This is a genomic window from Chitinophaga eiseniae, assembly GCF_012641265.1.
GTDB classification, from domain to species: domain Bacteria; phylum Bacteroidota; class Bacteroidia; order Chitinophagales; family Chitinophagaceae; genus Chitinophaga; species Chitinophaga eiseniae_A.
In genome coordinates this window covers 83893-107424 of the sequence record NZ_JABAHZ010000009.1, presented here as the reverse complement: position 1 = coordinate 107424, position 23532 = coordinate 83893, and the positions used below count along the sequence as shown (strand labels likewise).

Below are 23532 nucleotides of genomic sequence, written 5' to 3'. Positions count from 1 at the left end.
CCCCTTCGTTCTTGGTGGCCAAACAATGCCCGGGCTTTATATTTTTTCGATGAGACTGATATCGATACCCTGGAAACAGTCATCCATACAGCCATTCTCTACAAACCCACAACTGGATATCATTCCATTATTCTTTGCTTCAAAGTAGGTTTTAGCATTACTGCGCTTTAGCAACCACCGGTCCTTTGCCGCTTTGTATATTTCATCTAAGGTTTGAGGAGGATAGGCATTCCCATGTGAACCTACTTTACTTTCCTCTTCCGTCCACTGCTCGTATACCTCCAGCTGGCCCGGGATGCTGTCAATCCGCCGTTTAGCAGTAAAGCTGCGCTGCACTACTTTCCCTTCTTTAACAGTAATAACGGTTTCCGTACTAAACCCGGCCCAGGAGGAGAAGCTAACGACATAACGGTAGGAGTTGCCCGATGCTGCTTTGAAGTTCATCCAGGATCGTACACTTGTATTAAAATCGTTTTCATACGCTATGTCGCTTTTCTTGCAGGAAGTAAGCAGAACGCCGGTCAGCAACAGCAGAAATAGGTAGATGTTTGCTTTCATACAGAAGGTTTAGCCAGTTAAACGGATGAAAGCGGATAATGTTACTGGATAACTACATCTACTGATCTTCGCTGTGTATCACGATCAACCATTGATCATTTTAGCCCCCAATTATGATTGGGCTCCGGGCTCAATGTTAACTCCAATATCCCGCCATTACCCAATACGTTATGATCCAGCCAACACTTTTCATAAGTCTTCCCATTTAGTTTGGCCGATTTAATATATTTATTTTCAGGAGCGTTGTTGATTGTTTTTATAATGAATTTTTTACCACTGGCATACTTGCTATCCAATTGAATGGTAATGGTATCAAATAGAGGGGTACAGATCTGATAACGGTTATCGCCGGGGCATAGAGGATGTAGTCCTATTGCTGCTAAAACATACCAGGCCGACATTTGGCCAACGTCTTCATTACCCACCAAACCCTTCTCGGCTGAATTATGATATGCTTTTTCACAGATAGTCCTGACCCATTTTTGGGTTAGCCAGGGTCGTCCCATTGCATTGAACATAAATGGTACATGATGTACAGGTTCATTCGCATGGTTGTAGTAATTATTCCATAACATGTTATCAGGAGTCTTTTCAAAAAAGCTCTCCAGGTCGGCCAGGGCTTTATCATTACCTCCTAACAACCCGGTCAGCCCTTCAATGTCATGCGGCACAAACCATCCCTGCTGATAGGGGTTGCTTTCCACACAGCCATATGATTGTTCCAGTCTGCCTGACGCAGGCCAGGCTAACCAATTACCTTTTGCATCCTTTGGCCTAAACCAGCCGACGGTGGTATCGAATACGTTTTTGTAATTTTTTGATTGGTTAGTAAATCTACTATAGTCATCCATTTTGCCAAGTCCCCTGGCTAATTGCGCCATACACCAGTCATCATAGGCATTCTCCAGTGTAGTTGAAATGTTGTCAGGCGTGTAACCTAATTTGCCGTTACCCAGTCGCTCCATGGTATTTCCTGCAAACTTATAAGCTTTTGCTACATCATAATCACGGATACCTTTCATATAGGCGTCTGCTAATACTACCACTGCAGGGTTTCCTATCATACACCCACTGTAAGCGTTCAGGAATTCCCATCGTTCCAGGTATTTGGTTTTGTTCTCTTCCGCCAGTTCAACCAGGGAATTGATCAAGTCGTTAACCACCCGGGGATTAATGATCGTTTGCAATGGCATTTGACTGCGAAATACATCCCATCCGCTGAATATGGTACGTTTCGTAAATTTGTTGCTGTGATGAATAGTCCCATCTCCGCCGGGGTAGTTCCCATCTATATCGGTAAAAGAGCGGGGATCAATCATGCTGTGATATAATGCAGTATAGAAAATTACTTTTTGCTCTGTTGTTCCGCCACTTATTTTTATCTTACCTAAAGCATCATTCCACATTTCCCGGCTTCTATCATAGACAGCATTAAAATCCCAATCGGTAATCTCCTGCTGTAAATTCTTCCGGGCACCTTCCATGCTCACGAATGAGATGCCTGCTTTCATCAATACAGCTTCTCCCGCCGTTGTATTAAATGTTGTATAAAATCCAAGGTGCTTGCCTTGCTTTTCATTACATCCCGTTAAAATATTTGCATGGGCTGTTAACGACTGGAAATCTTTACTTTCTATCGCTTCCCTTTTACGGTTTGCATTTGATGGGATGGCTACTTCCCAAACACCATAATTTTTCAGTGGTTTGCTAAACTCTGCGTAAAAGTAAACCGTGTAATCGGGCTTTCCATCTCCATTACCCCATCCACCACCAGAAGGGTCACATTTCATCCAACCGGTAATGGCGTGATCATTCACTACTTTAACATATTGTTCGGTAGAGGTGCCACCTACTCTTCTGGCCAAGTCAATTTGTATACGCGATTGCTCATTGGCGGGAAAAGTAAACCGCATGATACCACCATGGGGAGATGCTGTCATTTCTGCTTTGACATTATAGTCTGTCAGCTTCACTGAATAATACCCTGCCTTAGCCTGCTCTGTTGATTTATCATAGTAAGAACGATATCCTTTTATATCGTTTCCCTCTTTGCCGGAATTTGTTCTTAATGGCCCCGTCGTTGGCATTACCAGGAAATTTCCCAAATCACCATACCACCCAATTCCACTCATTTGTGTAAAGGCAAATCCTTCAATTGATGTATGTTCATAGCTGTAGCCAGAACCATTATCTCCCCCGGTTATTGTATTAGGACTTAGTTGCGTTAATCCAAACGGAGTAGCAGCCCCAGGGAAAGTTTTTCCCCCGCCATGAGCAGAGGCAGCTATTTTTGTGCTTGTTGTGGCTCCAATAAAAGGGTTTACGTATTCGGCCGGGTCCTTTTCCTGCGCTGCGCCGAACAAAGGGATTGAACAACAAAGGGCTGCGAAATGAAACTTAAATTTGGAAATCATATTTGGAACTTGTTTGAAAATCTAAGGGCGGCCAATTAACGAATCGATCTCCTAGTTTACATGAGGTAAACGGAGCTTAGTCATTGGCCGGCTGAAAGTATAGAAAATATTTATTAACTGCAATATAATACGTTAGCGTTCTTTGCTTCAAAGTAGGGGTCGGCATAAACCCATGAAAGCCGATAATGTTACTACTTCAATTTCCCGGATTGCTTTTAAAACAAAAACGACCGTTTCTTGAACGGTCGTTGAAAGAATTTTACAAGTCGTATTATTAAGAATGCTTATTGCCTAACTTCTGTAAAGCTTTGTTAGCTTCTGCTAATTTTTTAGGAGCAAGAATTTTTCCCTTCAACTGGTTGAGTTTTTCATCTACCGTTAAAGTGAATTCCTGTTTAGATAATTGGCTGCTCACTTTGATTATCTTCTTTTTCATGAGTACAAAGTTAAATAATTTTCTTTTTGATCAAAAAACCTATAGTAGAAATATTGGGTTGAAAAGGAACAAAATCAAACTCTTGTTCGATAAGTATATTGTATTGTAAATTAAACCATTTTATATTGTTATTTATAATTATTCTATATAACCTTGTCCGTTCTGCTGTGCTACCTTTAAAGTATACTTGCCTGTTGGGATATTTTTTTAAATAGAGTCCAATTACATGGCATACTGTTGCAAGAATTTTATCTCTATCTCCATTATTGCTAATCACAAAATCGTTTATTTCTCCATTTTTATCAATATCGCCAAAGGCTAAATTGACGGTGTCTGGATATTCTGTTGTCATAAACAATATTCTCTTTAAGATAACTCCTTTGGGGCCAATACTGAAAAATTCAAAAATGCTTAAGTCATCTGCAATGGTAAGGTTTTTATAAACTTCATGTTTCATTACTTTTTCTCTTAAATACAATTGAAAATGGAAAAAGTACCAAACGGAAATTTCTTCTTTAAGGGGCTAATATTATGCGGAGGAAATTCCACTAAATTTACATTGTCTATATGCTGAAAAGAGGTCTGATTTATAATAAATAGAGAAGAATGCGGTGTGTTTGCGTGACGCTTTTTATTACAATATGAAAATGAAATGCCGTTTAAATTCCAAAATAATTTCTAGCATCGCCAAGAGGAAAGTAAGATATGGACTTTCCCAAACTGCAAATTTCACAACGATGTTATCAAATTCCGATGCTTTTTTGACCAATAAAAGCCGCATAACATCTTTTTTAACAAGCTATCATAAAAGCGAAATTTGATGAGAGGTATATTGGTATTGACTTTAAGAAAACTAGGAGGCCGGGTGCTGCAGTTTATTATTGCTACCTGCACTTTATACGCACCAACCCACCACTCCCTACGAGAATAAATAATCCTTACTTTTAGCGCAATCACGTTTTGAGGGAAAATTTTGAGTTAGTATGATTGCGTCAAACACACTGTCCATTTGTAACTCCGGGCTTTTACACCAGGTGGCCGATGGAGATGAAGCCGCCTTCCGGCAGTTGTTTGAGATCTATGCCGATAGAATTTACGGTGTTGCCTATACTTACACCAAATCGGCACACCTGTCGGAGGAGATCGTGCAGGATGTTTTTGTTAAACTATGGCTTAAAAGAACAGCTCTGCCGGGTATCAGCAAGATAGCTGACTATATCTTTATCATTGCGCGGAACCGGATTATCAATGAACTGCGTCGTTTACGACTGGAAAAAAACTATCTCCGGCAACTGTTTGCTGAAGAAGGTGACAGTCTCAGATCGCCGGAAAGTGAATATGTATTGAAAGAGTCCCGCGGACTTATTGCCCAGGCTATTAATAGCTTGCCGCCTCAACAAAAAACAGTATACCAGCTCAACCAGCTGCAAGGGCTGAAGCTGAACGATGTAGCATTACAGCTGGGATTATCCAGGAATACCGTCAGAAACCACCTGTCGCGCGCCCTGCAATCTATCCGTGAATACCTCCATGAACACTCCGATGAACAAACCATTCTTTTCGTGATAATTTTTTTCTCATTATCCTAGTATCCCACTGGTACATTTTCAACAATCAGGTGTCTTTATATCTTGAACCAGTTACAACAGCACTGGTGAAGCAAGCAATATGCAACGATTTCGCAGTATAATAAAAGCATACCTGGAAGGCAGGGTGTCGGAAGAGGAGCTATCGAAGCAATTGGCTGCATACGATGATGAGCTGCATACAGATATCCATGAGCAGCTCGAATCCGGTGTAGCCGATGGATTGACGAGCCCGGCCAGCCGGGAGGCCATGTTTACCCGCGTAATGGAATCGGTGAAAACGAAAGAACCAGGCAGACCTGTTTTCTATAAGTATTGGTTAAGAGCGGCGGCTATATTACTTCCGCTGATAGCGTTGGCAGGTTGGTGGTACTACCGTGGCGACACGCGTCCTGCGAAAATAGCACAACAGCAGCTCGTTGGTACATCCAAAAAGAAAGTGATTCTCACCTTATCAGACGGCACGGCCGTTGAGCTGGATAGCTCGGGCAACGGAATGGTAGCCAGGCAGGGGAATACGTTGGTACTAAAACAGGGCAATGGGCAAGTGGTGTACCAGCCGTCATCCGGTAAAAGCAGTGAAGTATTATATAATAAAATATCGACGCCCAAGGGAGAAACGTTCCAGGTAACGCTCCCGGATGGCAGCACCGCCTTACTGAACGCGGCCTCCTCTATTCGCTTTCCCATCGTATTTTCAAAGAACGACCGGGAGGTAGAGATTACGGGAGAGGTATATTTTGAGATAGAAAAATCTTCCACACCATTCCACGTGAAAGCCCCGGAAACGGAGATACAGGTACTCGGTACAAAGTTTAACGTAAACGGATATATGGATGAAAAAGCCCTCAAAGTAACCTTATTGGAAGGCGCGGTAAAAGTTGCTGCCGGAAAGGACAACGTCCTGCTACGACCCGGGCAGCAGGCGATATTAACGGGGGATGGCGCCAACGTAAAAGAGCATATCGACCTGGAGGAAGTGATGGCCTGGAAGAAAGGAAATTTTGTTTTCAATAGCCTGACCCTGCCTGAAATTATGCGCCAGATCTGCCGTTGGTACGATGTGGAAGTATCCTATGAGGGACCGGTAAGCCAGAAGCGTTTTACAGGTATCGTTGGTCGCAATGACAGCATCGCTGAAGTACTCGATTTTATGCAAACAGCCGGAATCAAATATAAAGTGAACAATAGGAAAATAGTTATAATACCGTAATAAATATCACCAAAATCCTCCCTTAAAAAAAACGCCCTGTGTGCGAGACAGGACGTTGCTATAAGGGCAAACTATCCGGAATATCGTCCGGATAAGGAGTGCTATGCACATAACTCTCTATTTATTTACCCTCATCCACTCATCTGAAAATGAGTAGCTGCAAAAACAAATGTATGAATTTAAGAGGACATTTCCGTGCCCATCCACGATGTAAAACAATCACAAAACTATTGTTGATGATGAAGTTTACCGCATTTAGCCTGCTCTGCTTTTGCATGCAGACCAGCGCCATTGGTTTCGGCCAAAGCGTTACCCTATCAGGGAAAAATGTGTCGCTGAAAACGGTGCTAAAAGAAATCAACCGACAAACCGGATACCGTTTTTTTTATGAAGACGACCTGTTAAACAATGCTGCGGGGATTAACATCGACGTACGTAATGCCCCGCTACCAGATGCCTTGAAGAACTGCTTTAAAGGGCTACCGTTAACGTACCTGGTTTCAAAAAACAGGATCATTATTACTGCGGCAGCAACGCTGGAAAAAGATTCCCTGTCGGCCACTGCACCAGCGGCGATTGAGGTTACCGGGGTGGTAATGGGCGACGACGGCCTGCCATTGCCCGGGGCAACGGTTAAGCTGAAAGGCACTGCCAAAGGCGTTACCACCGATGCTTACGGCCGTTTTGCCATCCAGGTACCTGCTATCGGGGCATCGCTGACCGTATCATTTATCGGGTATGAATCCCTGGACGTAACGGTACATTCTACCAGCCCGCTGCGTATCATACTGAAGCACCTGGAGTCTAAAGTAGATGAAGTAGTTGTGGTAGCGCAGGGCAGGCAAAAGAAAACAGAGGTAGTAGGCGCGGTAACTTCTATCAAACCCTCTGAGCTGAAAATTCCCAGCAGCAACCTCACCAACGCCTTAGCAGGAAAGCTGGCCGGCATCATCGCCTACCAGCGTAGTGGTGAACCGGGATTTGATAATGCCGATTTCTTCGTGAGAGGGGTCACTACCTTTGGCTACCGGAAATCACCCCTGATCCTCATCGACAATATTGAAGCCACCAGCACAGACCTCGCACGCCTGCAAGTGGACGATATCGCAAGCTTTTCCATTATGAAAGACGCCACCGCCACCGCACTGTATGGATCTAAAGGCGCTAATGGCATTATATTGATTACCACTAAAGAAGGTAAGGAAGGCGCAGCAACGGTATCATTCAGAGCGGAAAATTCCGTTTCCCGCTCTACACAAAATGTACAACTGGCAGATCCTATTACCTATATGGAACTGGCCAATGAAGCCGTGCTGACCCGGAACCCTCTCGGAGGACTGCTATACCCGAAAGATAAAATTGAAAATACTAAGAATGGTGTCGATCCGGTAATATACCCGGCAACTGACTGGCAGAAAATGCTGTTGCGTAACTCCGCACTCAACCAACGTTACAACCTGTCGGTAAATGGTGGCGGAAAAGTAGCCCGTTATTATGTAGCCGGGGCTATGAACCTGGATAACGGAATACTGAAGGTGGACAAGAAGAGTAATTTCAACAGCAACTCCAAACTCAAATCCTATTCTATCAGGAGCAACGTTAATGTCAACCTGACACCTTCTACCGAAATGATTGTGCGTATCTCCGGGAGTTTCGACGACTATTCCGGTCCTGTCAATGGAGGAACGGATGTGTACAACCAGATCATGCAATCGAATCCTGTATTGTTTCCGGCCTACTACCAACCTACCGAGGAAACAAAGTATGTAAGACATATCATGTTTGGTAATTCCGCCGATGGAAAGTATAATAATCCTTACGCAGATCTGCAAAAAGGATATAAACAGTTTAACCGGTCGGCCATCAATGCGCAACTGGCGCTCAACCAGAAGTTGTCTTTCATCACAGAAGGACTATCGGCGCGTGGATTGGTGAATATCCAGCGCAACGCCTACTTCTCTGTCTCCAGGCAGTATAATCCTTTTTATTATGTAGCCTATAATTACGACTATATGACCAAGGGGTACTCCCTGAAAGCGGTCAACCAGGAAGCAGGCCAGTCGCAGGCCCCCGCCGGCACGGAATATCTCAACTATTCAGAAGGCGATAAAACGCTGTCGTCCGATTTCTACGGTGAGCTGGCGCTGGACTATCGCAGAACGTTTAATAAAGTGCATGGCGTGAGTGGTACCCTGGTAGGCATCGCGAAAAACAGCCTTACCGGAAACGCCGGTAGTTTACAAAACTCGCTTCCTTTCAGGAATGTGGGCCTGTCCGGACGTGCCACTTACCTGTATGATAACCGGTATGCGGCAGAATTCAACTTCGGCTACAACGGGTCGGAGCGGTTTTATAAAACGCATCGCTTCGGCTTTTTCCCATCAGCAGGCGTGGCGTATACGGTATCCAATGAAAAATACTGGGATAACCTGAAGGATGTAGTCACCAAGTTGAAATTAAGAGCTACCTATGGCCTGGTAGGTAACGATGCAATCGGTAGTCCCGACGATAGGTTCTTTTATTTGTCTAATGTAGACATGAACAGCAGCAAGAGAGGAATGACCTTCGGTACACTGAAAGATTACAATCTTTCTGGTATCGATATTTCCCGGTATGCCAACAATGACATTACCTGGGAGCAGGCGGCAAAAACGAACGTAGGATTCGAAGCCTCTTTCTTCGATCGTTTGAACCTGGAAGTAGATGTATATACCGAAAAAAGATCGAACATCCTGATGCCCCGTACCTCCATTCCCACTACTATGGGGTTGTCGGCCGGACTAAGCGCCAACGTGGGTAAAGCTTCTGCGCACGGTATAGATATCGCGCTGGACTACTCCCACCAGATCACCAAAAAGTGGTGGGCCAAGGCCATGGCCAATTTTACCTATGCCACCAGTCGCTTTGATGTGTATGAAGAACCGGCCTATCCTGAAAAGAATAAATCACACGTAGGGCACTCCCTCGGACAGCAATGGGGATACATCGCAGAAAGACTGTTTGTGGATGACCTGGACGCGAAGAACGCACCTAAGCAAAACTTCGGTATATATGGCGGAGGAGATATTAAGTACCGCGATGTGAATGGCGACGGACAAATCAGTGAGCTGGATATGGCGCCTATCGGTTTCCCTACTACTCCTGAAATCGTGTATGGATTTGGTATATCCTCCGGTTATGATCGTTTCGACTTCAACATTTTCTTCCAGGGATTAGGCCGGGAATCATTCTGGATCGATTCCAAGGCTACTTCTCCATTTATTGACGATCAACGCCAGCTGTTGAAGGTATGGGCAGATAACCACTGGAGTGAAGACAACCAGAATATCTATGCACTGTGGCCCAGGCTCAGCACCAGTCTTATCGACAATAACAACCAAACCAGCACCTGGTTTATGAGAAATGGCGCCCTGCTCCGCATTAAATCTGTAGAAATCGGGTATACATTGCCCACCCCCATGATGAAAAGATTACGTCTTACCAACGCCCGGTTTTACCTGAATGGGACCAACCTTTTCACTTTCAGCAAGTTTCACCTCTGGGATGTGGAAATGGGTGGAAATGGTTTGGGATACCCTATTCAACGGGTGTTTAACGCGGGTGTGACCTGTTCATTTAAATAGCAATAAGCAACAGAAAAAAAATGAGTATGAAGACTATAAAGATAATGCTGCTGGGAATGATCATCCTTTGCGGTAGTGCCTGTAAAAAATTCCTGGATGTTATTCCGGACAATGTAGCCACGCTGGATCAGGCTTTCCAGATGCGCGCCACTGCCAAAAAGTATCTTTTTACCTGCTATTCCTACCTGCCTAAGTTAGGTAGTGTATCAGAGAATTATACTTTCCTGGGATCACGGGAAATTGCTACACCCTATCCGGGTTCCCAGGCGCCTGGTATACCGGAAGGAATTATGCAGCTCTGCTACGATTATCAGAACATCGTAAAACCCATCGCCAACTACTGGGATGGCGACAATGGGGGCGTGGCCATGTACGCCGGCATGCGCACCTGTAACATATTCCTGGAGAATATTGGTAAGGTGCCTGATATGACGGAAGTGGAAAGAAAAAGATGGGTAGCCGAAGTGAAAGTGTTGAAGGCCTATTACCATTTCCTGATGATGCGGATGTATGGCCCCATTCCCATTATGAAACAGAACATCCCGGTATCAGCCGATGTAGAAGCGGTGAAGGTAAAACGGGAATCGGTTGATGACGTAGCCAACTATATTGCGCAGTTGGTGAATGAGGCAGTGCCCGACCTGCCACCCTCCATCACTAACCAGCGGGAAGAGCTGGGACGTATTACCACGCCCATTGCCCTCGCTATTAAAGCATATGCACTGACATTGAACGCAAGCCCGCTTTTTAACGGTAATGCAGACTATGCAGGATTGAAGAATAAAGATGGCCAGGCACTGGTAAATACCACCGCGGATGTATCGAAGTGGCAAAAGGCGGCAGCGGCCTGCCAGGAAGCTATTACAGCAGCCAACAGCGCCGGGTTCGAGCTATATCATTTTGAGAAACCTTTTGATCTCAATAATATTGGAGATACGACTAAAAAATGTATGGATATCCGGTGCGCGATTACGGACGACTGGAACCAGGAATGCATATGGGGTTTTCCCCAGTCCACGACTTCAGAATTACAACGGGAGTGCGCGCCCCGGAACGATGTTTATTCCTATACCTATTCCTTATGGGCGGCTAACATGAATGCCTGTGAAATATTCTATACCGGCAATGGCGTACCCATCGACGAAGATATTGACTGGGATTACGCCAACCGCTATACGAAGTTAGTCACCATCCCGGTTGGGATGCGCAGCATCTTAAAACCTAATTATACCACTTCTTCCTTTAACGTGAACAGGGAGTATCGTTACTATGCCGACCTGGCGTTTGACGGGTCCTCCTATTTTATGAAGCAGCGACCCAATGAAGACAACCTGCTGTATATAAATACCATGTGGGGCTCTTCTTCCGCCAATTCATTGTCGAGGTATTCCTTTACCGGTTACTGGCCCAAAAAACTGGTTAGCTGGAAAACATCCGGTGATGGAGGGTCCTATACCGCAGATGCCTATACCTGGCCCGCCATCCGTTTAAGTGCACTCTACCTGATGTACGCGGAAGCGCTCAATGAATCAGAAGGACCATCGGCGAAAGCGTATCAATATATTGATGCCGTACGGGGCCGGGCAGGATTGGATGGCGTAGTACAATCATGGGCCGCCCATTCCAGGAATGCAGCTAAGCCTACTACCCGCGATGGATTGAGGAGTATCATCCAACAGGAAACCATGATTGAATTTATTTTTGAAGGAGAGAATTATTGGAATATGCGCCGCTGGAAACGACTGGATCTTATGAACAGACCTGTTACCGGTTGGGATGTTACGCAAAGCACACCCGCCGCATTCTACAAAGTAAGATCCATTTACCAGCCGCATAATACCTATAGGGATTTCCTGGCGCCTATCAAGGAGTATAACCTGTATGTAAATCCTAATCTTGTTCAAAACCCCCTGTGGTAGTCTATCTGGGATCCATTAAACTAAAAAGAAATGAAGAAACAATTATTCCTCTATATAACGGCAGTAACCGCGGTGATCGTTGCCGTAGGTCTTTATTCCTGCCAGAAACAAACCGGTACCAACCTGGAACCCATCTACAAGAGCGATAAGAAACCTCCTGTGGTAACAAATGTACAGGTGAATAATTTCCCCGGCGGCGCCCTCATCACGTACAACATCCCCGCTGATCCGGAAATATTGTATGTACAGGCCGATTATATGATTAATCAAAAGGCACAGCAACAGGTAAAGGCTTCCTATTATACGGATACACTAACGGTACTGGGATTTGAAAAAGCGGGAGAGTATAAGGTGACCTTGCGTGCCGTTAGTCGCAGTGAAGTAAAGTCAGACCCTGTAGACGTGATCGTACACCCACAAACGCCTCCTTACCTCACGGTTAAATCCTCTTTACAGATTGTAGCTGATTTCGGGGGCGCAAATATCCAGTTCAGGAATGTTACCGGCGCCGATATCGGGGTGGTGACATTGGTAGATACGATTGGAAAACCAGAATATATTTACACCAACTATACCAAGGATACCTCCGGTAATTTTTCCGTCAGGGGATTTTCCGCAAAGGAAAGGAAGTTTGGCGCCTTTGTACGGGACCGGTGGGGAAATGTATCCGATACAGTGTGGGCCAAGGTGACGTCGATGAATGAACAGGAACTCGACCGTACAAAGATGAAGGCGTTGTTACTGCCCGGAGATCAGAAGGCCTGTTGCGGCTCTGATCTGAGCGTACCACTCTCCAATTCATATAGTGCGGGTGACTGGGCATTTTATGGAGGAACCGGTCCCAACGACTCTGTACCTGCCCGTGTGACCATAGATTTTGGACGTCCGGTAGTATTAAGCCGCTTCCGGTACTGGATGCGGCAGAATGGTGGCGCAGAATTCAGGAACGGCACCCTGCGATTCTTTAAGGTATATGGCAGCATGAACCCCAATCCCAACGGTGCGCTCGATGGCACCTGGACGCAGATAGGAGGGGTGTATGAACTGGTGAAGCCCTCTGGCCTTCCCTATGGACAGCTCAACAGCGCCGACAACGCAGTAGTGGATAATGGATCAGAATTTATTTTCCCGCTGCCGGCAGTTACGATGCGTTATTTCCGGCTGGTGATCCTCCAAAACTTTTCCGGTGGACAAGGATTGGAAATGGCGTCTATCAAGTTCATGGGAGACTATAAGTAATCATATCCGGTAGCATTTAAAAAAATCATTATGAAGAATATTATGTATGCCCTATTGCTGACGGTAACAGGATTGGGTGCATGTACAAAAATGGATCATGAATATGCGCCTTACCTGGCCGGCGGGGAGATCTTTTATACTGGTGTGCCCACCAACCTGGAAGCGCATCCCGGCAGGGGAAGGGTGGAGCTGCAATTCACCCGGTCGAAAGACCCCAATATCACCCGGTTTGTTATTTATTGGAATAATCGCGGCAGCAGCCTGGAAGTACCGGCCACAGATAGTTTGATACGAAAGGTAATAGTGCCTAACCTCCCGGAAGGCGAGTATGCATTTGAGGTGGTGGCCTACGATAAAGCGGGGAATCCATCCACGCCCGGATCGGCCGTTATCACGGGCAGCAGCCTGGGGCAGACTTATGAAAGTAACCTGCCTGCCAGGCGGATGACCATCTCCAACAGCCAGGCGGGTTTTATACTGAACTTTGCTTCGGTAGATACCAGCTGTAAGTATACAACGGTTGGATATGCTGCGGCTTCCGGGCCTGCCGGGTCAGTGAAATACCTTTCCCAGAGCGCATTCCAGGATACCCTGAAGGATGCTGCCAAATTGCTGGGAGCCGTTCAGTTGAAAACAGCCTATGTTCCTGCCATGGGGATCGATACGTTCTATGCCTCGCTAACGCTGCCGGTAAACCTCGTCGCCGCTAAGTATACCTGCACGGGCCAGATGATTGATCATACCAATGCCTCCCTGACAGGCGCCTATCCCTGGAATGTAACGCTGCGGCCCACGGGAGCCACACAACTGGAGCTGGTTGACAATGACCAGACGAACGATGTGTATCACAAGATTCTGAGTGGTGGCAACGGTTCCTACTATGGATCGTTTGGCGTGGTATTTACCCTGGATAACAACTACCGCGTAATCAGCGTCGTCAATAAATACGGGCAACCTTCATCCAACGGAAGGTCCGCCGAGCTGGACCCTTCGGGCATCAATAAATTTGACCCCAACACCCGTACTTTACAGGTAAAGTATTGGATGAACCAACCAGGAGCAACCCACCGGACTTCATTTGATGAAACCTTTTCGATGAAGTAAAAGGAGATGCTTTGTTGACAGGAGCTGCTGCTTGCAGCTCCTGTCTTTTTATCAAGTCACTATGTGCAAATAAAACATAGGAATTGGATAATTTTACACTGCAATTCCCCTGTTTTCATTCCTATTTTTACGCAATGGTCATAAAAAAAATTATTGCACTCGTTACAGCATGTACGCTTACTTCCAGCCTGATGGCACAAAGTGATTTTAATACCGCCTATTTTAAAATTCACATTGATGGTAAAGGATGGATTACCAGTATGAAGAATACCACGGTAAAGCCTAACAGGGAATTCAGCCCGTCCGACAACCCTTCTCCCTTGTTAAGCCTTTATAGCACCCAGCAAAAAGCATATTATCAACCCATAAAAGCTACCTACAACAAGGGCAGTAAAACCTTGTTACTTAGTTACGCCAACGGCTCAGTGGCCAGGGTTTCCATTCTCCCGCAGGAAAAATATTTTAAGCTCACCCTGCAATCCCTTGCACCGCGGAATGGTATTGATGCCATTGAATGGGGCGCCTATCACACCAATATTACCAACCTGCTGGGCGAAATCATCGGCGTAAGCCGGGATACCAGTAGCGCCGTGAACTACGCCATAGGCATGTTGGCTTTAAACGACAATACACTTGGCGGAACAGCAGCCACCATCGCCGATGCAGCCCCGTTTCAATATATCATTCATTCACCCGATGCTAAACGTTTTCCCTTACCCGATAGCCTGCATGAAGGACAGGTATTTAGCCTGGGAGGCGATGGCGTGAGTGACGTTGCATTTTATGCCCACAAGGAACCTTATTACCGGATCATGTATGGCAACGCAGCCAGTGTAGACGCAAAGGGCAGAATTTCCATTGCTTACCAGTCGCGGGACCGGTCTTTTGAAAGAGAGGTAAATTATTCGCTGATCCCACATATGGCGGCCAATATCCCCAACCATATACAGGTGCAGCCATTGCCGGGTGTAGATTATATCGGCTCTTCCATTGCTTTGTGGGGTAGTCCGGACAGCACTGCCCTGCTGGATGTGGTGCAACAGATCGTAAAGGCAGAGCGCTTACCTTATCCTACTATTAATGGGAGATGGGTAAAAGACCCGGCTGCTTATGTGCCTGATGCTATTACCAGTGGCCACCTGTATGATAGCATTATATCCTATACATCCAGGCTGGGCTTCAAAACCATCAGCTTATATGATCAGGGTTTTTTAAGGCCGGATCGTGGTAATAACGGTTATATCGATGGAAAGAATTTTGAGAAACATCCTATCCATCTAACCGCCGGTAATGTGTCGCACAAAACGTTTTCAGAGATGGCCGCAAAGCACGGTATTACCATAGGCAGAACAACGATCACGAATTCACTGGCGCCGGGCACCCTGGATGCCAGTCCTGTGCCAAGCGATAGCCTGTGTTACCAGCAACGGCGCTTGCTGATGGCGGATCTTAGTCCCTCCGATACCATCATTGTGGTAGATGATCCTAAATACCTGGAAGAAATTGCCAGCTGGGAAGGACATTGCGCCAATTTGAATATGATCAAAATCGGGAAGGAATTAATCCATTACCTGGGCGTGTCTGACAAGGCGCCTTATAGATTGCTGAACGTGAAACGCGGCTATTGGAATACCCAGGCCGCCAGTCATAAAGTACGCGATACCGTGTATAAACTCCAGGTGACGGTAAACTATGGCTACGATGGTATTATTCCAAATATGCAGTTGCAGGATGAAATTGCGGCCCACTATGCAGATGTTTGCGCGCTCAATGGCCTGGGATATTATGATTTTGATGGCCAGGAGTTTTTGTTTAACAACGGGCATGGTTATTATTCCACCAAACGTTTCTTCCGCGGAATGTTTGAGCGGGCGGCCAAACTGGGACTTCCCTCCATCCGCTTTACAGGAGCTACCCTGTCGGAAGGTTCCTGGCACTATCAGAGTATCTGGAATGTAGGTGGTGGAAAGAACCTGTACGATGCCGATACCCGGGAGTGGGGAAGTACTACCAGCCAGGGTAAAGACCTGCGGGACGTTACTTATGCCAACTTTTTCCCGGTAGGAATGGGCGGCAACTTCCCAATTAAGGCACATTCAACCGTGGCCCAATACGAGCATATACAGGCTATTTCCGTGGGTGTAGGTACCACCTACAGCCTGTACCTGAACCAGAAAGATGTGGAGAGCTGCCCGCAGAAAGACGCCATTTTTAAGACGATCAGAACCTGGGAAGATGCCAGGGCGGCTAATGCCTTTCCCCGCTGGGTGAAAACGGAGCTGGCAGATCCTTCAAAGTCGTTTCACCTGGAAGCCATAAATGCCAATAGCTGGAATTTATATCAATCCAACCGCGATGGTTCGGGGCGGCAGCTGTTAGCGCGACTGTTGAGAGCGCGTGGTTATTGATGGAATATAAGCATACTACCATATAGCCGATAATTTTAGCGACCTCTTAGGGCTAACAGCCCTGGAGCTGGGTAATTGCCTCTGGCGTAACCCGGCCCAGGGCTGTTTTGCGCGGGTAGAAAATATTTTGACAACCCCCTTGCCTAAACAAATAATATTTACATTATATTTATGGCTCCTTTGAAGGTCATGCCTAAAAACTCAAGAAGTGCAAACTATCACTGAAACAGCGGAAAACACGCAATTATTCGATTATGATCATTGGAATAGTCAGCTCCCTACATTAAGTAAAGATTACCAGGGGGCCAGTCCTTATCCTCATATTGTATTAGAAAATTTCCTGAACCCGGATGTATTAACTACATGCTCCCAGGAGTTTGATAAATTAAATGAGGAAGATGGATGGATCAACTATGTTCACTACAATGAAAACAAAGCCGGGTTGAATAAACTCGATCTGTTGCCCACCGCTATCAAGCGGACCATCAATGAGCTGAATTCCCCGGAATTCCTGGAGTTTCTCAGTAAGCTGACCGGTATAAAAGACCTGAAGAAAGATGATCTCCTGGAAGGAGGTGGCATACATCAGTCCAAGCGGGGAGGTTACCTGAACATCCATGCCGATTTCACCGTGCACCCGCACCATCGCCACTGGCAACGCCGGGTAAACGTGCTCGTGTATCTCAACCCGGATTGGGTGGAAGAGTGGGGCGGAAAACTGGAACTGTGGGATACCCAGATGAAGGCCTGCGAAAAGAAAGTGCTGCCGGTTTTTAATCGCTGCGTGATTTTTAATACAGATGCCGATTCCTACCATGGACACCCGGAACCTACTACCTGCCCGGAAGATCGTCACAGAAGGTCTATCGCTTTGTATTATTATACCGAAGAAGCCCAGCCCTTCCGCAGAGCTACCCACTACATGGTACGCCCCGGGGAAGAGAAAAAGAAATTTATGGTGAAGCTGGACAATACCATGGTGGCTGTTTATACGGAAATCAAAGGCATGCTGGGGTCAAACGATAAAGTAGTGAGTAAGATACTGCGGTTCTTTTCCGGTAAGAAAAAGAAATAAACCAGTTCAAAATAACAATAGAAAAGGCGTTGAAGTAAATTCAACGCCTTTTCTATTATCGTATGACCGGCGGTTATTTAGCCGGTACTTCTCTTTTCAGGAATACAAATCCGTTCTTACGATACAGTTCTTTTAAAGAATACTGTTTGTAATCATCTACCCGGTCTACCTTGGTAACAAAATAAACAGGTTTATCAATATCTCCTTTCAACAGCCAGGCTTCCTCATAAGAGTTTGGATTCGTTGGTTTCTCTTTATGAGTATAGAAGAAAGGCGCATAGCTCCAATAACCTAAGGTAGTTACATAACAATCTTCTCCCTGTCTTTGCTCAAAAAATTCAATGGCAGCAGCCTGTGAATACTTTTCTACTTTTGGAACAATGATCGCAGCCGCCAGGAAAATAACCAGGCCTGTTCCTACAAAGTAGGTGGTGGCAGCATTGATAAAGTCGCGCTTACGCAGCTGTATTAATCCCACGATAATCGTTACCACCATTAAAATGCCTACTAGTCCTTCCCAGCCACTCCAGTGTACATCCGCCGCCATATTGGCCTGGGCAAAGGTATCGTGCACATAAGGGATCAGTCGCCTGATATTTAAGGCGATCAGGGTTACCGCCAACAGTACTATCGCAATGATAGCGCCCAGGATGGTAGTGAGTACGCCCACATATTTTTTATAATCCATTTCCTTTCTATCCCATTTGTAAAAGGAATAGGCTGCCAGGAAGGTAATCGGGAACCAGGCCAGCGAGGAGTAGTGGATAATACGGGATTGCACGATCGTAAATAAAATGGTGACTACCCAGAAAAGTAGCATCATCCAGATCTTAAAATCTTTGTCATACCGGCTGGTGTAACGTCCTTTAAAAAACGCGGGAATGGCAAACAGGGAAGCGGGGAAACAGCCAATGAGCAATACCACGTAGTGATACCCGAAGAAGCCCGCCTGTCCTGCGTCATGCGTGGTAAAGAGACGGTACTGGTATTTCAAAAACTCGGTAATAAACCAGGGCCCGTTCTTGGCGGTTTCATATCCATACCAGGTGAGGGTAACCAGCGCAGTAGCTACCAGGAACAACAAGGCATGGCCCCAGTTAAAGAAGATACGGAAACGGTTATAAAAGAAATATACGCCCAACACCATCAGGAACACCATCAGGGCCACCTGTCCTTTGGTCAGGATGGCGAGGCCCATAAAAATGCCAGACCAGATCGCATAAAATACTGGTTTTTTATTGACGCCTTCCTTATCAAATCCGTTTCGTTTCCAGTGGTACAATATAAAGTAGTAGAGCGCCAGGAAGGTAAACAGGTTAAACCAGGGATCAATGATACCTGATTTGAAATACATATTCGGGAAAAGGGAGCCGCCAAAGGCCAGCGCCCAGAGAATACCAAATTTTCTATCGTACAACCGGGTACCACAAATGAAAAGCGTGATCAGTGTCACGATGCCGCAGATAGCATTGGGAAAGCGCGCTGCAAATTCATTGATCCCGAATATTTTCATGGACAGGCTTTGCATCCAGAAGAACATGGGCGGTTTTTCCCAGAACGGTTTGAAATTGACATAGATCCTGGTGTAATCGTCCAGCTTCAGCATTTCTCTCGAACATTCTGCGAAGTTGATTTCATCCCAGTCAAACAGATGCACCCGCCCCAGGAAAGGGATGAAAAAAAGCGCAGCAATCAATGCCAATAAAAGAATAGTGATTAGTTTGGGTGTACGCATATGTACTGTATGTAAATGATTGTATTGAACAAATATATGTTGATATACTATCATTTGCAAATCAGGCACTTCGGTGCGCCACCACGGCGTCTACCACGGCTGCTTCGTCGGTATGGCCTTTCTGTGGGTCCTGCTCGCAGGCCCGGGCAAACCAGGCGGTAGCTGCTTCTCCCAGCGGCGCCGGGCTGCCGGCACTATTGGCCAGGGCCACCCCATAGGTCGCATCTTTAAGCCGCAGACTTAACGTGAAGTTGGGATCGTCCATATAGTCGCGGTTGGCCATACGGTGAATATACCTCACTACCTGGGGACTAGCAGCCGCGCTGTGTTCCAGCGCAGTCATCACGGTGCTTTTATCCAGGCCCAGTTGCTCTGCAAGGGCAATGCCTTCGGCCAGGGCCGCAATCTGAACGGCGCCCATCAGGTTAATCAACAATTTATAATCGGTGCCGGTACCTACCGGGCCAAAATGCCTGATCACCCTGGAGAAGGAGGTCAACACCGGCCTTACCTGTTCCAGCGTTTCCGGCGCCGCGCCCACCAGCAGGGTCAGTTGGCCGGCTGCAGCCGCCTCAGGAAGCCCGGTAACCGGGCAATCTATATAATGCACGCCACGTGCTTCAGCAGTAGCTGCCAGCTGCCGTACATATTTGGCTGATAACGTAGAACATTCCACCAGGAACGAGCCGCTGCGCATGTGAGCTAAGGCGCCACCAGTATGTAGCCACACTGCTTCCGATGCCTGATCATCCGCTACCATGGCAATTACCACAGCAGCCTCACTGGCGGCTGCAGCAGGGCTTTCTGCCCAAATGGCGCCGGCCTGCAATAGCGGAGTGGCTTTGTCGGCACTCCGGTTCCATACAATTACGTGGTATCCTGCCTTCAGCAGGCATGAAGCGATTCCTCGCCCCATTCTGCCAAGTCCTAAAACGGCTATTGTTTCCATCGGTTTAGCTAGTTTATTGCGGGGCTAAAAATAGGGTAAAATAGCAGGAGTAATTGCAGGCGGTTTGGAAATGTCTCTGTGCAGCGTTTAATCGGATGTCATCCGCCGGAAAACCCGGCGGATACTATAACCCACACTCATCGTAATACAAAGCGGACATACGCCGAAACGGAAAAAGGTTAAGGCGATTTTTTTATACCAGGGCAGGTGCGCAGGGATAACCGGACAGCTCTTCCCATCGCCTTCAAATTCTTTGATTCCCCAAATGTTGGCATCTCTTTTCATTTTCTTCATTTTTTATTACCCGAAAAAATGATAAAGACAGATACCCGTCAGGAGTAGGGAGGTGATACAGAGAATGATCTTTGTTTTTGCAGTCATGATAAACAGTTTTAAAGGTGATTTATCTATTAATACCGGGTTACGATAATTATCACCCAAAAATTATCTGCCTTCTTCCTGCTGTTTTATTTTCTTCACCTGCTGAATGCATTTGTATTGTTGATTGGCGGCGGTATGCTTGTTTTTCCAACCCATTTTTTTCATCAATACTTCCATCGGTTCCCGGTAAAAGAAAATGGCGCGTAAGATACGTTGGCAATGCCCGGTGATCCTGGATATCCAGGATTGTACTTTTTCGTCTTTACTCTTTTCGGGATGCAGTGTGGAGGAAAAGGAAGTTGTTTCCCAATGATAGATGGATATGTCTGCTACCGGCAATAGCTTATTATCCCGCAGGCGTTTCAGCCAGAGGTTCCGGGCAATGGAAAAGAGATATGTTTTAATGGTGGCGGTAAGCAGGAAACCGGGTTGTCTTATTTTATGACGCAATACGATAAGGGATTCCTGGAAGATATCTTCCGCGTCTTCGGGTTTCCCGCAGTTGTTGATAATATAGGCGGTTATGCCAGGAAAGCAGTGTTCATACAATACCCCGAAAGCGGCGTTGTCGTCGCCTTTGAGCCGGCTAAGCAGGGTATCGTCGGGTACTGTTTGCATGCAAGGGCGAATTTAGTCACTACTATATACCAGGAGCGGTGGTTTATCACCCAATAAAAGTAAAATTATTTTAATTATATGCTCTGGTTGATTGTTGGTATCTCATAATCAATCAGTTGCAATTTTTTTACAAAAAAACGATCGTTTTACCGCGCTTATTCGTCAATAGAGAAAACAAGCAATATGAAAAATCTAAAAGACAAAGTAGCCGTAGTATTTGCGGCATCCGGTGAGATTGCAGGAGCGGTGGCGCGGTCATTTTCAGCACATGAGGCCAGGGTATATGTTACTGCCCGCAACCTGGATGCGGTAAAAGCGTTGGCCCGGGACATTAACGCCAGTGGCGGACATGCAGAAGCTGCCAGGGTGGACGCACTGAATGAAACGGAGATAGACAATTTTTTAAAGCAGGTGGTGGCAGACAACGGCAAACTGGATGTGGTATTTAATGGTATTGCGGCTGAGTATAGTGAGATGGGCGGTCGTCCGCTCACCACCCTGGCCACTTTCCAGCAATTTATGGCGCCCATGGAAAAGATCTGTGGCTCGCAGTTCCTCACTTCAAGGGTAGCAGCCAGGTACATGATGGAAACCCGGTCTGAGGGTACCATCTTATTATTGACTTCTGCCTTATCCAGGTCTAAGCTTCCTAATATGGCCGGCATTACGGCAGCCAGCGCAGCCATGGAAGGGCTAACGCGGGGAATGGCGGCCGAATGGGGAGGAGCAGGCATTAAGGTGATTTGTATTTGCCCCGGCGCCATTATGGAAACGAAGCGCATTTCCGGATGGATTGAAGCGGCGGCAGAAAATCTCCGTATACCAGTGGAGCAGCTGGAGGCACAGTACCGCGTTTTCGATATCTTAAAGGTAGGCCCCACCCTGCAAAACGTAGGCGAAACGGCCGCCTTCCTGGCTTCCGCATCAGGCGTGGTTTTTAACAGTCATATCGTGGATGTAGACTGCGGGAAGCTAAACATATTATAGTACATTAGTGGTTGCAGTCTCCGCCGGGGGCTGCAACCCTATTATTGCAAAAAATTACGAGAATGGAAAACGAAGATGTCTTAGCGTCGGCCATGGCCGGTGATATTCATGCATTTCAAACCTTGTTTGCCACGTTTCAAAACCAGCTGAAATCGTACCTGTACCGCCTGCTCACCGATCGTAATGATGTGGACGATCTTACGCACGACACTTTTATTAAAGCATTTTCCAGGATCGCTACTTTTCAGCAGGAGTCCTCGTTAAAAACCTGGGTATTTAAAATAGCCACCAACCTGGCTTATGATCATTTGAGGAAATTAAAGAGATGGCAACCTGAAGCCCAGGATAGGGGAGCAGACTTGGCCATAGGTTCAGAGGAAGTGAGACGGGCTTTCTGGATAGCGCACGATACCTCGCCGGCCGGCGCTTACGAAATGAGGGAGCATATCGACTTCTGCTTCACCTGTATTTCAAAAACTTTGGCGATAGAAAACCAGGTGGCGCTGATCCTGAAAGATATGTATGATTTTTCTGTCAGGGAAATTGCAGACATCCTTGGAAAAACAGAAGGTGTGATAAAGCATTTATTGAACGATGCCAGGAGTATTATGACCGATATTTTCGAGTATAGGTGTGCGTTAGTCAACAAGAACGGCGTCTGCCATCAATGCAGCCATATCAACGAAATTTTCAACCCCAAGCAAAATCAGCAGGAAGAATTGATGAAGCTGGAGCTGGTGAAGGCATCAAAAAAATATAACCGGGAACAGCTATTTGCGTTGCGAACCGTGTTGGTAAAGGCGATCGACCCACTGCATGCCGCCGGTACAGATCTGCACGAATCTATTATGAATTGTGTGAAAACAGCCATTGGCGAAAAAAGCGATTTTTTTGAAGGCCGTTGAGTCCCCATTTTATCGGCACATTTTCCCGGCATGTCTACTTTCAAAAAAGACAATCGGTACAGGGACTAGATTTGTGTAACAAGCATTTTTTATGAAAGCATCTGTAGAACGTAAGATTATTCGCTGGTTACATATCATCCTGAGTATCCCCATCCTGGGATACATTTATGGACCGGTAGCCAGTAACCCACCCGCAGCAAATGCAGTGCGCTGGGTGTTTTTACCGGTAGTGGCATTAAGCGGTTTTTGGATGTGGAAAGGGCATTGGCTCCGGAAGAAGCTAAGCAGACGTAAACAACTCGCCACCTGATTATTCCCCAGGACGTACACAGAATTCCACAGTGTATTGTTCGTTTTGTGTCCATGATGATCTCCATTGACG

General features: G+C 46.3%; 19 protein-coding genes. 11 read left to right on the top strand and 8 right to left on the bottom strand.

Translation table 11 applies throughout. From position 1 onward, the window contains the following. Positions 1-36: 36 nt before the first annotated feature. The 4 genes from HGH91_RS27275 to HGH91_RS27260 all read right to left on the bottom strand — a co-directional run bounded on the left by HGH91_RS27275 (position 37) and on the right by HGH91_RS27260 (position 3865). Positions 37-558 carry a hypothetical protein gene (locus HGH91_RS27275; protein WP_168742338.1) on the bottom strand — a complete coding sequence of 174 codons (522 nt, stop codon included), beginning with the start codon at positions 556-558 and terminating at the stop codon, positions 37-39. Positions 559-653: 95 nt separating this feature from the next. Beyond that, a complete protein-coding gene (locus HGH91_RS27270) occupies positions 654-2972 on the bottom strand; it encodes a GH92 family glycosyl hydrolase (protein ID WP_168742336.1) in 2319 nt (772 codons plus the stop codon). A 274-nt stretch (positions 2973-3246) separates the two neighbouring features. Then, a complete protein-coding gene (locus tag HGH91_RS27265) occupies positions 3247-3408 on the bottom strand; it encodes a hypothetical protein (protein WP_168742334.1) in 162 nt (53 codons plus the stop codon). A 10-nt stretch (positions 3409-3418) separates the two neighbouring features. Further along, the gene (locus HGH91_RS27260; protein ID WP_168742332.1) at positions 3419-3865 is read right to left on the bottom strand and encodes a DUF6934 family protein; all 447 of its coding nucleotides are present in this window, start codon (positions 3863-3865) and stop codon (positions 3419-3421) included. Positions 3866-4391: 526 nt separating this feature from the next. On the opposite strand from HGH91_RS27260, the gene HGH91_RS27255 reads away from it, so the two are divergent. From HGH91_RS27255 to HGH91_RS27220, 8 genes are all read left to right on the top strand, one after another. Continuing rightward, positions 4392-4997 carry an RNA polymerase sigma factor gene (locus tag HGH91_RS27255; protein WP_168742330.1) on the top strand — a complete coding sequence of 202 codons (606 nt, stop codon included), beginning with the start codon at positions 4392-4394 and terminating at the stop codon, positions 4995-4997. A gap of 79 nt (positions 4998-5076) precedes the next feature. Beyond that, positions 5077-6207 carry a FecR family protein gene (locus HGH91_RS27250; RefSeq protein WP_168742328.1) on the top strand — a complete coding sequence of 377 codons (1131 nt, stop codon included), beginning with the start codon at positions 5077-5079 and terminating at the stop codon, positions 6205-6207. A gap of 236 nt (positions 6208-6443) precedes the next feature. Then, positions 6444-9830 (top strand): TonB-dependent receptor, encoded by a 3387-nt coding sequence (locus HGH91_RS27245; RefSeq protein ID WP_247651858.1) that lies wholly within the window; start codon positions 6444-6446, stop codon positions 9828-9830. Positions 9831-9856: 26 nt separating this feature from the next. Further along, the gene (locus tag HGH91_RS27240) at positions 9857-11749 is read left to right on the top strand and encodes a RagB/SusD family nutrient uptake outer membrane protein (RefSeq protein WP_168742324.1); all 1893 of its coding nucleotides are present in this window, start codon (positions 9857-9859) and stop codon (positions 11747-11749) included. Between the two features lie 30 nt (positions 11750-11779). Continuing rightward, the gene (locus HGH91_RS27235; protein ID WP_168742322.1) at positions 11780-12988 is read left to right on the top strand and encodes a DUF4959 domain-containing protein; all 1209 of its coding nucleotides are present in this window, start codon (positions 11780-11782) and stop codon (positions 12986-12988) included. 30 nt (positions 12989-13018) lie between these two features. After that, the gene (locus HGH91_RS27230; RefSeq protein ID WP_168742320.1) at positions 13019-14092 is read left to right on the top strand and encodes a DUF4998 domain-containing protein; all 1074 of its coding nucleotides are present in this window, start codon (positions 13019-13021) and stop codon (positions 14090-14092) included. A 134-nt stretch (positions 14093-14226) separates the two neighbouring features. Next, positions 14227-16500 (top strand): hypothetical protein, encoded by a 2274-nt coding sequence (locus HGH91_RS27225; protein ID WP_211092449.1) that lies wholly within the window; start codon positions 14227-14229, stop codon positions 16498-16500. 208 nt (positions 16501-16708) lie between these two features. Next, entirely contained in the window at positions 16709-17575 is an 867-nt protein-coding gene (locus HGH91_RS27220; RefSeq protein WP_317166860.1) for a 2OG-Fe(II) oxygenase, read from the top strand. Positions 17576-17648: 73 nt separating this feature from the next. On the opposite strand, the gene HGH91_RS27215 is transcribed toward HGH91_RS27220, so the two are convergent. The 4 genes from HGH91_RS27215 to HGH91_RS27200 form a co-directional block, all read right to left on the bottom strand. Next, positions 17649-19310 (bottom strand): ArnT family glycosyltransferase, encoded by a 1662-nt coding sequence (locus HGH91_RS27215; RefSeq protein WP_168742318.1) that lies wholly within the window; start codon positions 19308-19310, stop codon positions 17649-17651. Positions 19311-19371: 61 nt separating this feature from the next. Continuing rightward, the gene (locus HGH91_RS27210; RefSeq protein WP_168742316.1) at positions 19372-20259 is read right to left on the bottom strand and encodes an NAD(P)-dependent oxidoreductase; all 888 of its coding nucleotides are present in this window, start codon (positions 20257-20259) and stop codon (positions 19372-19374) included. Positions 20260-20346: 87 nt separating this feature from the next. Beyond that, on the bottom strand, positions 20347-20553 hold the full coding sequence (locus tag HGH91_RS27205) for a hypothetical protein (protein ID WP_168742314.1): 207 nt from the start codon (positions 20551-20553) through the stop codon (positions 20347-20349). Positions 20554-20703: 150 nt separating this feature from the next. Then, a complete protein-coding gene (locus tag HGH91_RS27200) occupies positions 20704-21258 on the bottom strand; it encodes an RNA polymerase sigma factor (protein WP_168742312.1) in 555 nt (184 codons plus the stop codon). A 183-nt stretch (positions 21259-21441) separates the two neighbouring features. On the opposite strand from HGH91_RS27200, the gene HGH91_RS27195 reads away from it, so the two are divergent. The 3 genes from HGH91_RS27195 to HGH91_RS27185 all read left to right on the top strand — a co-directional run bounded on the left by HGH91_RS27195 (position 21442) and on the right by HGH91_RS27185 (position 23460). Further along, positions 21442-22245: an SDR family NAD(P)-dependent oxidoreductase gene (locus HGH91_RS27195; RefSeq protein WP_168742310.1), complete on the top strand. Its 804-nt coding sequence runs from the start codon at positions 21442-21444 to the stop codon at positions 22243-22245. 62 nt (positions 22246-22307) lie between these two features. Continuing rightward, positions 22308-23150, top strand: coding sequence for an RNA polymerase sigma factor (locus tag HGH91_RS27190; protein WP_168742308.1), 843 nt, complete (start codon positions 22308-22310; stop codon positions 23148-23150). 91 nt (positions 23151-23241) lie between these two features. Continuing rightward, the gene (locus tag HGH91_RS27185) at positions 23242-23460 is read left to right on the top strand and encodes a hypothetical protein (RefSeq protein WP_168742307.1); all 219 of its coding nucleotides are present in this window, start codon (positions 23242-23244) and stop codon (positions 23458-23460) included. The last annotated feature ends 72 nt before the right edge of the window (positions 23461-23532 follow it).